Source organism: Paraglaciecola sp. 20A4 (assembly GCF_011378905.1).
GTDB lineage: Bacteria > Pseudomonadota > Gammaproteobacteria > Enterobacterales > Alteromonadaceae > Paraglaciecola.
This window is the reverse complement of record NZ_WTPY01000022.1, coordinates 1-13,023: the sequence shown is the minus strand read 5'-3', so window position 1 is coordinate 13,023 and position 13,023 is coordinate 1. Positions and strand designations below refer to the sequence as shown.

General features: G+C 44.6%; 11 protein-coding genes and 1 riboswitch. All 11 genes read left to right on the top strand.

The features are described from left to right. Positions 1–36: 36 nt before the first annotated feature. The 11 genes from GQS54_RS16945 (at position 37) to GQS54_RS16895 (ending at position 12,895) form a co-directional block, all read left to right on the top strand. Positions 37–1,215, top strand: coding sequence for a PepSY-associated TM helix domain-containing protein (locus GQS54_RS16945; protein WP_166425135.1), 1,179 nt, complete (start codon positions 37–39; stop codon positions 1,213–1,215). A gap of 259 nt (positions 1,216–1,474) precedes the next feature. Beyond that, positions 1,475–1,939 carry a pyridoxamine 5'-phosphate oxidase family protein gene (locus GQS54_RS16940; protein ID WP_166425134.1) on the top strand — a complete coding sequence of 155 codons (465 nt, stop codon included), beginning with the start codon at positions 1,475–1,477 and terminating at the stop codon, positions 1,937–1,939. A 598-nt stretch (positions 1,940–2,537) separates the two neighbouring features. Then, complete coding sequence (locus GQS54_RS16935) at positions 2,538–3,833, top strand: hypothetical protein (protein ID WP_166425133.1); 1,296 nt, start codon at positions 2,538–2,540, stop codon at positions 3,831–3,833. 8 nt (positions 3,834–3,841) lie between these two features. Beyond that, positions 3,842–4,270: a hypothetical protein gene (locus GQS54_RS16930; protein WP_166425132.1), complete on the top strand. Its 429-nt coding sequence runs from the start codon at positions 3,842–3,844 to the stop codon at positions 4,268–4,270. A gap of 2 nt (positions 4,271–4,272) precedes the next feature. After that, positions 4,273–5,925 (top strand): sensor domain-containing diguanylate cyclase, encoded by a 1,653-nt coding sequence (locus tag GQS54_RS16925; RefSeq protein ID WP_166425131.1) that lies wholly within the window; start codon positions 4,273–4,275, stop codon positions 5,923–5,925. 290 nt (positions 5,926–6,215) lie between these two features. Then, on the top strand, positions 6,216–7,547 hold the full coding sequence (locus tag GQS54_RS16920) for an HlyD family efflux transporter periplasmic adaptor subunit (protein ID WP_166425130.1): 1,332 nt from the start codon (positions 6,216–6,218) through the stop codon (positions 7,545–7,547). A gap of 102 nt (positions 7,548–7,649) precedes the next feature. Beyond that, entirely contained in the window at positions 7,650–8,396 is a 747-nt protein-coding gene (locus GQS54_RS16915; protein WP_240919986.1) for an ABC transporter ATP-binding protein, read from the top strand. Between the two features lie 9 nt (positions 8,397–8,405). Continuing rightward, positions 8,406–9,722: an ABC transporter permease gene (locus tag GQS54_RS16910; RefSeq protein ID WP_166425129.1), complete on the top strand. Its 1,317-nt coding sequence runs from the start codon at positions 8,406–8,408 to the stop codon at positions 9,720–9,722. Between the two features lie 10 nt (positions 9,723–9,732). Next, positions 9,733–10,983 carry an FtsX-like permease family protein gene (locus GQS54_RS16905; RefSeq protein ID WP_166425128.1) on the top strand — a complete coding sequence of 417 codons (1,251 nt, stop codon included), beginning with the start codon at positions 9,733–9,735 and terminating at the stop codon, positions 10,981–10,983. A 656-nt stretch (positions 10,984–11,639) separates the two neighbouring features. After that, a riboswitch (yybP-ykoY riboswitch) is annotated at positions 11,640–11,760 on the top strand. Positions 11,761–11,842: 82 nt separating this feature from the next. After that, the gene (locus GQS54_RS16900) at positions 11,843–12,412 is read left to right on the top strand and encodes a TMEM165/GDT1 family protein (RefSeq protein ID WP_166425127.1); all 570 of its coding nucleotides are present in this window, start codon (positions 11,843–11,845) and stop codon (positions 12,410–12,412) included. A gap of 111 nt (positions 12,413–12,523) precedes the next feature. Further along, positions 12,524–12,895: a glutathione S-transferase N-terminal domain-containing protein gene (locus GQS54_RS16895; protein WP_166425126.1), complete on the top strand. Its 372-nt coding sequence runs from the start codon at positions 12,524–12,526 to the stop codon at positions 12,893–12,895. Positions 12,896–13,023: the final 128 nt, after the last annotated feature.

Genomic DNA, 13,023 nt, shown 5'->3' with positions numbered 1-13,023 from the left:
ACAAAACAGAATTAGCATTATCGGTAAAGGAATGATGTGAAAGCTTGGCTTAGACGAACCCATCTTATCCTAGCGCTAGCAAGCGCTATTTTCTTGATTAACCTGAGCATCACAGGCGCATTTTTGGTGTTTGCTAAAGACATTCAAGCTTGGCTTAATCCCCAGTATTGGTCTGTACCTGATCCCAATAACCCTATTGTGTCGCCTGCCACTTTACCAGTCAGTGAAATAGCTAAACGAATTCGGCAAATATCCTCCTCTGCTATTGTTTTTATCGAACACAGCGCGTCACCATCACGAGCATGGCAGGTACGTCTTGCTGACAAAAGCTATGTAAGCATTAATCAATATAGCGGTGATGTTCTGTTGCACTACCAATATGATGAGACTTTCTATGGTTTCACGATGGCTTGGCACCGTTGGTTACTTTACAGTGACGGCGACGCGCACCCCTTAGCATTACTTCCTCCCCTTGCCTCATTAATCTTATGCATAGAACTGCTGCTAGGATTTTATCTTTGGGTCAGGCCTAAAAATCGCTTAAAACGACTCAAGGTTAAATGGAAAGCCAAGAATAAAATTAGATTTATGCAACTGCATAATGTGTTGGGTGTATATAGCTTAATACCCCTATTTCTTATTGCATTTAGTGGGTTAGCTTTTTACTTTAAGGACGCTACCCAACAAATAGTTGAGGCGATTACGTTGTCTCGTATACAAACACCACGGACCGTAATTCTGCCCCAAACCACTGATGTCAAAAGCCTACAAACTAGAGCTAAAATGCATTATTCAGCCAACTACCAATTAGACAAAGCTGTTGCATCAGCACAAGACCGACTTAAAGACGCGACAATATATCGCGTGTATTTACCTCAATCGTCTCAGGACCCCCTTAAGATTAGAATGCGCATGCCGAATGAGAGTCATGCATATAGTTACAGTTGGTCAAATCCTTATACTGGCGCTTCAATTGATAGCTTCGATGCTAGCCAGATGTCTCTAGCAACCCGTGTATGGAATTTTAAATATTCATTTCATATAGGTGACTTTATGGCGCCCCCGATTAAATTTTTGTGGCTGTTTTTAAGTTTACTGCCGTTATTTTTTGTAGGCTCAGGTTTTTATCTTTATATCAAACGACAATCAAAGCCAAGAACTAAGCTCGTAATTAAACCTAAAAACAATATGCCCAGCGCCCCCCCCCCTCACTGATTAACCGGTAAAAATTATACCGAGCGTGAAATATTTTCTGCTATTAAGTTAAAAACCTCACGCCGTGGTATTTATTATGCTGTTGACCCCGGACGTATATTCAGCGCAAGCCTGCACCAGCATTGTCCCTCACTACTACCATATTACAATTACCCAGGTTGGCATATCACCTGCTTTACAAATATCACATTGAGCATCTATCAAGCCGTTAGCTGACATCATCGGGTTAGCGGATCGCAATTTACAATAGGAGAACATTATGTCTAAAGAATTACGCGAACAAATGTGGAAAGCCATGGCCGATAGTCCAGTCGTTATGCTTGGCTTAAACGCTTCAAAAGAGCACAGTGAACCTATGTACGCTCAACTGGATAAAGACGCCAACAGTGCATTTTGGTTCTACACGACTAAGACCAATCGTTGTGCCGCTGGTGGTTCAGCAATGGCACAATTTTCCAGTAAAGATCACAAACTCTTCGCCTGCATTTCAGGTAATTTAGTAGAAGAAACTGATCCCAATATAATCGACAAATATTGGTCGAAACACGTTGCAGCTTGGTACAAAGATGGCCGAGAAGATCCATCTCTTAAAATGATGCGCTTAGACTTAAATGACGCCGAAGTATGGCACGCTGACCCTGATTTCAGCGCGATCGTGAACCTCACCTTTGGCGGTAAAGTTAAGCCTGAAAAAATGGGTGAACATCAAAAAGTGCCATTGTAATCGCGCCAAAAATACGCGTACAACCAAGCATCTGGCCGGCTAGTAAGTCGGCCTTTTTATGTTAAGCGGCCAATACAACACATTTACCTTATCCCCTCTTAAAAGCCCCAAAATGCTTGAATAAATACCCATAATGTTTAATCGCAAGGCTCTAAAAGTAGTGAGGAACCTTGAGTATCTATTTAATAGAAAATGCAGATGCAATTATTTTAAAACCGCTTTATCCCTGATTGTAAGTACAATTGCGTCGACTAATTTTAGTTGTAAAGTCAAAGCAGCGATTTAGTAAGTAATCTCTACTCGAACTCCCAACTAACTACAATCGCTTCAATATTGAATTCCTCAGTTGCTTAGTCATCAGGCGCAAGGAAAGATCTAAATAGGTACGTTTTCAAAGCTAGTTTGAGTATTTCGACACGTTGATTTTTATACAAATATTGCAATTAAAGCTGGCAAAATTATTACACTTGATCTTAAATAGAAGCAACGAAACAGGACCTAACGTTACCCATTAGGTAACGCTTTAAACTTAATATCTATATTTGGTGGCTGCTTTTATGGATTTTAACGATGCATTCAATACGACGGAACTTATTTAATGATTAAAGATAAGCACTTTGCTAGATGGTTATTCTACGGAGTATGTAGCATCATAATATTGGCAAGTACCTTTTCAAATACAGTGCAGTCTGCGGAGCTTGCAGGTTCGAGTTTACGTATCAGTGGTTTTGGCACTCTTGGATTGACCAATACCGATGCACCAGATGGTTGGGGGTTTCGACGACATATTGAACAACCCGCCAACGAAGGAAGCTTGCGGGCAGACATTGATTCACGTATTGGTGTTCAACTAAATTATTCAATCACCCCTCAATTCGAATTAGTTAGCCAATTAGTTGCCAAACGCCGTTCGAGTTATGCACCTTCGAGCGACATTATTGAATGGGCATTTGCTGCCTATCGGCCAGTACCCGATTTGACCATACGAGTTGGCAGACTCAACATAGATTCATTCTTGCTTGCAGATTATCGTAATGTAGGTTTCGCTTATCGCTATGCTAGGCCTCCAGTCGAGTTTTATGGATCGTTACCAACTACATTGGACGGCGTTGACATAAATAAAGACTTACAATTTGATGACAGCCGATGGCGCATAAAGGTTTTCGCTGGCCGATCTTATGCTGGCGATCTGGCTTTTGATTCTCGCATTGTCGTTAGCCCCGTATATGGTCTTACCACTACCCGTGAATCGGGTGGTTTAACGTTGCGAGCAGGGCTTTCATGGGTGGGACTTTCAGAAAACCCAAATGTATTAAAGCCGCTAATCGCTGCCTTAGAAGGCATACAGGCTATTCCAGTGCCATCTGTGGTAGCTCAGGCGCACGAATTGCAAGATTTAATGGATGGTGAAGATGATCACTCACTCTACATGGCGATAGGTGTAAACTACGAAATTCAGGACTGGGTGATGAACATGGAAGTCACTAACGTTACAGGCCATCCCTCTGGGAATCTGCGAGCTGGGTACGCAGGAATTGGCAGACGAATTGGGCCTTACACTATATTTGCTGGTATTAGCCATATTACGACGCCCGATATACCAATTGAAACACCAGACTGGGCGACCCCTTTAACGCCCATACTGGGCTCAGCCGGAGCTTTTCAAGCGCAAATACTTGCAGCGTCAGCGGCAATCGCTCGCAATAATTATGGCGCTAAACAAACCAGTTATTCATTAGGTACGCGCTGGGATTTTCGCTCCGATATGGCACTCAAAGTGCAATGGGAACATTTTAAAATCGAAGCTAATGGCGCCAGATTATGGGCGAACTCAACATTAGAACCCGGCGGTCGTGCCGATGTCACCAGCCTTCTACTGGACTTTGTATTTTGAGCCGGCTTATGAGTAAGGGTTTGCGAACCTTAATGTTTTCCGTGGCGGCTATGTTCGCATGTCAGGTACAGGCCGATTTTTATGTTGTCGTGCAGTCCGATAACCCTCAAGCGTTTATCACTAAAAAAGAAGCAGTTAACCTCTTTATGGGTCGCAGCCGGGCATTTTCAAACGGCGATTTTGCGCTAATTTTTGATCTTCCCCGTGATGATCCTAAACGTGCCGCTTTTTACCTGTCCTTAACTGGCTGGGCTCCAGCTAAGGTAAACAGCTACTGGTCGCGCCTAATGTTTTCTGGACAGAGCATGCCACCACAACCTTTGCCAGATGAACTAGCGATGATTAATATCGTAGAACGCAATCCCAGTGCTCTTGGCTGGCTTAGTCAGCCCCCGACTAACCCGTCATTACGCACGATACTGGTAATAAAGGAGTAGCCTTGACCGAACCCACTAGACGTTTCAGAGGGCTTCAAGGTCGACTTCTGTTAATAATCATTTTGGGGGCAACATTTTTTTCTATTGCTGCTGGCGGTTTAGCTTATCACCTAGGGCAAGACCAAGCGGTGAGGACTAGCCGCGCAACATTGAAAGATCTTGCGCAAGCAGTAGAAAAGACCGTAGCCATAGGGGCTTACGCTGTCGATCCAGTTTTACTTCGTGAAGTCGTTGACGGTCTGGTTCGCAATTCATTAGTTGCCATGGTACAAGTTCAGTTAGCTAACGGTGAAACCTTAGCGCAAAACCCGCGGGTAGAGGCATCTAGCGCTTCAAATATAAGTGTTAGTGAAAATATGCAAATCGAACAACCGTTAGTTTCCCCTTTTGATGAAACTGAGCAGTTGGGAGTGCTGCGTATTTATGCTGATGAAGCACGCATTGCCACCATTGCAAAAGCAGAGGCAAAGACCTTAGCTGCAATGATGATAGGGCAAGCGGCGCTAGTAGCTATGCTACTTTATGGTGTTGTAGCCCTGCTGGTTTCAAGTCCTATTATACAACTGGCTACACAACTTAAAGCACTGCCCCCTGGCAGCACTGGACTCCTGGACACGCCAAGGTTTAACCACAATGATGAAATTAGTACACTGATTAATGTTACCAATACCCTACTCGACTCCAACGCAATGATCTTAAATAGAGAACGAGAATTACGTGAAGAAATAGAAAAGATGGAAGCACAATACCGACAAATTTTTGATTCAAGTAGCGCCGGTATTTTTGTACTTAACGAGAAAGGCTGGTTGATTAACAGTAATCCGACGGTATCGAAGGTACTCGGTTTGCCTCTTTCAAATATGCGTCAATTTTCTCGCGATAATTTTATTGAACGCGTGTTTGGGCAGCCTGAACAAGTCCGCGCCATGATCCGAGAGTCGGCACGCACGTCAGAAACCGTATCGGGCGATTTAGAGCTGTTACAAAAAGATGATAAACGGCGCTGGGTTCACTGCTTAATATCAGTGCACGATGTAACTGATACTACCGCTAGCCAAAAGTTATTACATGAGGGCACAACAGAGGGAGTCATGTATGATATTACCGAGCGCAAAAGTGCAGAAACAGCGGTACGATATCAGGCTGAACACGATGCGCTAACGGGTCTAAAAAACCGCGCATCAAGCGATGCTTCCATAGATCACTTCATCAACGAAAGCGTTGCAAACTCATCAAGCTTAAGTGTATTTTGTATCGATCTAGATGGTTTCAAGCAAATCAATGACCGACATGGTCATGATGCAGGAGATCAGGTTCTCGTGGTTTGTGCCCAGCGTATGAAAAAAGCAGTGCGAAGATCCACCGATTTAATCGGACGCCGTGGTGGCGATGAGTTTATCGTCGCTCTACGTAATATAGGACCAGCAGACCCTGCTTTAAGTGAAACAGCCGACGCCTTGCTAGCCTCGCTATGCGAAGTTATCCCCATCAGCAACGGCAAAACGGTACAAATAGGTGCGAGCATTGGTATCGCATGCGCGCCTTTACACAGTATCGATCGTGAAGAGTTACTACGAATGGCAGATGCCAGCATGTATGAAGTGAAAAGGACGGGTAAGAACAACTACGCAATGGCATTTCCTGAGGGACAATAACGCGTAATTGGCACTTCCCTTTTAACTTAACAACGCTAACATCGCTATAATGCCCTTGGCGATCTCATTTTAATCTTCAGTTAACACATATTCATGGTGCCCAGTGCTTATCTAAGTTAATACCCAGCCGTACTAGCTCCCCTATATTTGCACGCTAGCTTTACCTATAGTTAATGACCAATTTGTCGATTTTTGGTGCTACGCCTTAAATTAAATCTACCTAATTTAAACCTTTCCCGTTATCCCTTCGACTTATTCCCTGATAAACACTTATTCAATCGGGAACGAAAATGGACACGCCAATCACTGGGCACACGACCACTAACGGTATAGCAGATACCAGCGCACAAGATATAACGATAAATAGAAAGCCATCCCATAAACCCTATTGGATCGTAGCAACCGGTATCGCCGGTATGATTGCCCTGTATTGTGTATTGGCACCTACGATAAACAGTTGGCAAGCATCTGATATAAGCGTATCAGCACAACGTATACATTTAGGCAAAGTGCTACGCGGCGATCTTGTTCGTGACTTGACGGTACAAGGTCGCGTGGTTGCGGCCGTTAGCCCCCGCTTATACAGTCCGGCGCAAGGCACTATAAACCTACTGGTGGATGCTGGCGACAATGTGCGTAAAGATCAGGTGTTGGCCAGTGTCGATAGCCCAGAACTTACCAATGAATTACAGCAAGAAGAATCAAGCTTACAAAAATTAAAAATGGAGCTTGACCGCCAACGAATTCAATCGAAAAAACAAGCTTTAGAAAACCAAAAAGCGGCGGATCTCGCCCAAGTATCATTAATCGCAGCACAACGTGAAAAACGCCGAGCAGATAAAGCGATTAACACCCAATCCATCAGCCAGATAGACTTTGAAGAAGCCCAGGATAATTTAGAAAACGCAAAATTAGTATTTAGGCATGCCCAACAAGATGCCGATTTGAGCAAAGAAAGCCTGTCTTTCGAAGTGCAATCAAAGCAACTGTTAGTAAAACGCCAAGCACTCTTGGTCAGTGATTTGTCACGCAAGGTAGACGAGCTCGATATTCGCTCGCCGGTCAGCGGCGTTGTCGGTAATCTGGCTGTCGCGCAGAAAAACCAAGTGGCAAAAAATCAAGCGATCCTGAGCGTAGTGGACTTGTCTGAGTTTGAGCTTGAAGTCGATATACCCGAGAGTTATGCAGATGATTTAGCCATCAATATGCCAGCCATTGTCAATATTAATGGCAGTGAACATCAGGCTACCTTAGTGACCATTTCACCTGAAATTGCGAACAACCAAGTGATAGGTCGAGTACGTTTTATCGATAAGAACGAACGAGGTGAATTGCTAACGCAACCTGAAGGGTTGCGTCAGAATCAGCGCCTTAGCACGCGTATTTTGATGGAAAAACACTCTGATGTGCTAATGCTGTCCCGTGGGCAATTCTTAGAAAGTGGCGCCGGCCGCATCGCTTATGTAATTGAAGGGAACATGGCCAAGCGCACCGATATTATTACCGGCGCACGCAGCCTTGCAAATGTTGAGGTCATCTCTGGTTTATCTGCGGATCAGCAGGTGATTATATCAAGCATTGAACAGTTCAATGGCGCCCAAACAGTACTCATTACCCAGTAGTACACAGGAATAAATACGCCCCAGCGCAGATGCGCCATATGACCACACTCCATGCTGATGAATTAAGACGTTACGCATCGCAGCTAATTTTAGGGAAATATCATGCTAAATATGACCGACATTAAGAAAATATATCGCACCGATTCAATTGAAACCCACGCACTACGTGAATTTAATTTACAGGTTAATGAGGGCGATTTTGTGGCAGTAACAGGTCCGTCTGGCTCGGGGAAAACCACCTTTTTAAATATCGCGGGGCTACTGGAAACGTTCGAAGAAGGTCGATATGAACTTGACGGTGTAGACATTAGCAATCAAAACGATGCCGCCAGAAGTCGTTTACGTAATCAAAAAATTGGCTTTATTTTTCAAAGCTTTAATTTGATACCAGACTTAAATTTATTCGACAATGTGGATGTGCCTCTACGTTATCGCGGCTTTAATCGCCAAGAACGTAAGAAACGCATTGAACAAAGCCTTGAAATGGTCGGGCTCGCTAAACGCATAAAGCATCTACCCGCGCAGTTATCCGGCGGTCAACAACAGCGCGTAGCCATTGCACGTGCATTGGCGGGTGAGCCACGTTTTCTGCTGGCAGATGAGCCAACTGGCAATCTAGACAGCAACATGGCGCAAAGCGTGATGACGTTACTCAAAGAAATCAATGCCAGGGGCACGACCATCATCATGGTGACGCACGACACCGAGCTGGCCGCGCAAGCCAAACGCAATATTCACGTACGCGATGGCAGAGTCAGTGAAAACGTTGGGTGCAAAACGATGTCGACCTCAAATAGCGATGTTACGCCCTTGTCATCGTTAAACGCGGTTTCAGCGCAAGGTTGTTAAGGAAAGCATATGTTTCATTATTATCTCAAATTAGCGTTTAAGAGCTATAAACGTAATCCCATTTTAACGGGGTTGATGGTGGCTGCTATTGCGTTAGGAATTGGTGCAAGTATGACCACAATCACCGTCAATTACTTGATGTCAGCGGATCCCATACCCACTAAAAGCGGGCAGTTATTTTATGTCCAAGTGGATAGTTGGGATCCAAACAGGGGGTTTAACGATGAGCCAAACACCCCCCCTAATCAACTAACGTGGACAGAAGCCACAAATCTGATGTCCGCGAACAAAGCCTATCGCCAGAGCGCCATGGCGAAATCTGGGGCCATTATTGAGCCAAGCAATGGCGATATCAGCCCTTTTGAAGCATCAATACGCTTAGCGTTTAAGGATTTTTTCCCCATGTTTAACGTACCGTTTAAATACGGTAACGCCTGGGATCAAAAAGCAGACGATGATAGACAGATGGTGGTCGTACTCAGTAAAGACATTAACGACAAGGTGTTTGCCGGGCAAAACTCCGTTGGCAAGAGCATTATCATAGACGGAAAATCATTTCGGGTCATCGGCGTATTGGCGAGCTGGCAACCCTTACCCAAATTTTATGATGTGAACAATGGCGCATTTGACGAACCAGAAGCGCTCTTTATGCCATTTTATTTAAAACAAGAATTGGAACTGCCTAACTGGGGCAACACGAATTGCTGGAAAACCCCTGACGGTGAGGGATTTTCCGCCTTCTTACAATCCGAATGTATTAACTTTCAAATGTGGGTCGAGCTGCCAACGCTGCAAGACAAACGGGCGTATATGGCGTTTTTGAATAACTACGTGAACGACCAAAAAGAACTGGGCCGCTTCCCTCGCCCCTTAAACAATCAATTGCTCAATGTTATGCAATGGATGGACGATCAAAAAGTCGTTGCCGACGATGCGCAGATCATGATGTGGCTGTCATTTATGTTTTTACTCGTTTGCTTACTTAACACGATTGGCCTACAAATGGCTAAATTTAGTGCAAAATCCGCTGAAATTGGCCTGCGCAGAGCCGTTGGTGCAACCAAGGGTGATCTCTTTTTTCAATACACGATTGAAACCGCCGCGGTGGGTATTGCGGGAGGGATCCTGGGATTAGGCTTGGCGTTTCTAGGATTAGTGGGAATACGCCAGTTGTATGGCGACGTAATGAACGATCTCGCCAGTTTAGACACCACCATGATTACGCTCGCACTGTTATTGTCATTGCTCGCCAGTGTGTGTGCCGGTTTATACCCAACGTGGCGCGCATGTAATATTGCCCCTGCTAGTCAGCTTAAAAGCCAATAAGGATAGCCCTGTGACACATTCAAGCACTCCCTCATTTTTTGCTGAAAACTGGGAAATAGGTCCTATTTTTAGAACATTGCTGCGCAACAAGGTCGGCGCTATGCTTATTGCCCTGCAAATTGCATTTACCATGACTATTGTGGTTAACGCGATTTATATCATTGTCCAGCGCAGTGAAAAAATGCAACGTCCGAGCGGGATTGACGAAGCAAACAGTTTTTTCATATCCAGCGTCGGCTTTAGTCATGATTTCAATGGTCTTGTGAGCACACAACAAGATTTAAACCTCATTCGCTCCCTAAACGGTGTGGTTGACGCTATACAGATCAATGCAGTGCCACTGAGTGGAAGTGGTTGGTCGATGGGACTGCAAACCGAGCCAGGCGCAGAGTTTGATGGTACAGGTACTGCCGTGTATATGGTGGATGAACACGCTTTGAACGCGCTGGATGTAGCGCTAGTGGCAGGTGAAAACTTCTCGCCAACTGATATTCAAGTGCGCACGTCTAGCCAAACCCATTGGCCAGATAAAACCATTATTACGCTGGCGATGGCAAATAGGTTATTTCCCAATGATGGCTTAGCGGCTGTGGGTAAAACGGTATACATCAATGATATCGAGCCCATGATTATCACTGGTATTATTGATAAACTACAGGCACCTTGGGTGGGCTGGGATAACGTGGAAAACGTGATGTTAACCCCTGAGATACGCGATGCAAAATCCAGTCGTTATTTCATTCGTACTGAGCCTGGTGAGCGCGATCGCATCATGACCCAAGTCGAGAGCGTCTTGGCAAAAAGTAACCCAGGGCGGATCGTTAAAGACCTGCGCAGTATTGACGAAACCCGCCTGCGCGCCTATCGCGACAACAGCGCCATGATCCGTATTCTTATTACCGTCATGGTGATCTTAATAATTGTCACTGGTTTGGGCATTGTCGGACTGGTTAGTTTCAGTGTCAATCAGCGTAAAAAACAGATTGGTACACGTCGGGCACTCGGGGCAAGTCAACACGCCATTGTGCGCTATTTCATGCTTGAAAACTTATTGATCAGCACCGCAGGGGTGTTACTAGGGGCTCTATTAACGGTGGGGTTGAACATAGTGCTGGTCGACGCATTTAGTCTTACCCCTATCGCCTGGTATTATATTCCTCTTGGCATGTTAGCGCTTTGGTTAGTGGGCCAGGTAGCTGTTTATGGCCCCGCCAAGAAGGCCGCAAATATTCCCCCCGCGCTTGCCACTAGGAGCGCGTAAAGCCATATTTATACCGACGCACCTCCCGTAGCAACATTGCGACCAGTGTCACCTTAAAAAAGGGTGCCACTGGCTTAATATCTAGCCCAGGATTAGACGCCCCGGCCTTCCAAATTACCTTGCTTTTGAAACAACAAGTACGCGATTATGTGCCTGTTCAACTATTATATTCGTTATTTTTTCTGCCATCAGTGCCAAGCCTAACGTCTACAGGATAAATATGCTTTTTCCATGTGTTTTAAGCTCGATCCTAGATGGAAATATTTTTATCACGGAGATCGTTGGTACGATTGATAAAGTGACATCGAGAAAGTATTCAATAGTCTAAAAACGCAAATACGCAAACTCGACGGCGCGCCCTGGGCGAATATTATTCTTGCCCAGGAATGGGAACTGAGTGCGCTTGAGATTGACGAAACATTGATAGAAATTGAAAAATGGGTAAGAGCCAATAATCGCTCTCATCTTGTATTTGTTGTGGGTAAGGAACACGCCCAAATTAAACGCTTTACCCTTGAGCAATAGCGACTATCGCCGTATTTCCTCGTCCAAAATAAGCCATGCACTGGCTGCATCAACAGGGTTTTTCATTAGGATCAAAAAACAGCGTTTTTGCGTCATTAATGCTTGAATAATTTATCTTGTTTCGGTACATTGCTTTCGTCTTAGGGGAGTAGCCCGCTCAAGTATTATGAGTGAGACTGTCAACATACTTGAGCCCTCACGGCTTATGGCAGTTTCGTACTAACGCAATCATTTATGAGTGTGCATTAGTATCGGCAAGACCTAAGGTAAATAGCGCCCCAAATGCGGGAGGCGGCTATTTGCCTTTGGTTAAGTATCCCGCTCGAGAATCTAAATGGACGCCTTTTTTACCTCAACACTTACCGTTACCCTCGCCGAAATGGGCGATAAAACCCAGCTGCTCTCGTTGCTACTTGTGACGCGTTTACAGAAACCTTGGCAAATTATTGCAGGGATTTTATTGGCAACCATTTTAAATCATGGTGTATCAGCTTGGTTTGGTGATTGGCTCAGCCAATTTCTAACCAGCGAATTAGGCATTGTTCTTATCAATGTTAGTTTTATCACGGTAGGCTTGTGGTTATTGATCCCAGATAAAGATGACGCTCCTAATACCACCTTAGACAAATACGGTGCGTTTGTGGTGTCTTTAGTTCTATTCTTCATTGCCGAAATTGGTGATAAAACCCAAATCGCCACTGTGTTGTTAGCCGCTCAGTATCAATCTTTGTTGTGGGTTACCTTAGGCACCACTTTGGGTATGTTGTTGGCCAATGTACCTGTGGTATTTGCGGGTAATTACTTAATGCAGCGGATCCCATTTGCTCTAACACGCGCCTTAGCGGCGTTAGTTTTTGTGGCAATCGGTGCCTACGGCCTGTTGACGATATTCAATATAATTTAGCTGGCTTGCCAGCATAAAAATTAAGAAATGTTTTGTTATCATTATTGCCTCACATTCAAAGCAGATAATGATTATAATGCCCTCATTGTTCAACGAGGTTAAGTGCTAGAAATGAAGTTTATTGTTAAGTTTATCCGTGAAGCGTTAGGTCGATTGATTATTTTAGTGGATTTAATCACCCGCCCCCGTAAGCAAAAACGTAGTCCCCAAGAGCAAGCAAAGGTAGAAGCAGAAATAAGTCACTATGCGCTTTACCAATTTTATGCGTGTCCATTTTGCGTGAAAACACGCCGAGCTTTACATCGTTTAAACTTACCCATGCAAAAGCGCAATGCAAAAGAAGGGTCAGAGCATCGTGCTGCTTTATTAAGCGGCGGTGGTGCAGTAAAAGTGCCTTGTTTACGTATTCAAAAAGACGGCCAAGACACCTGGATGTACGAATCCTCTGAGATCATAAAATTCCTTGAGCAGAAGTTCGCTTAAAAGTAGCAAAATGAAAATCCGAGAAAAAAGCCGGGGCTAATAGTTGAAGTAAAGTGACCCCATAAAGTTGGACTCATTTCTAAGCGGCAACCAAGGCCTGATGTCGATATTGTATCGGACTCAGGCCT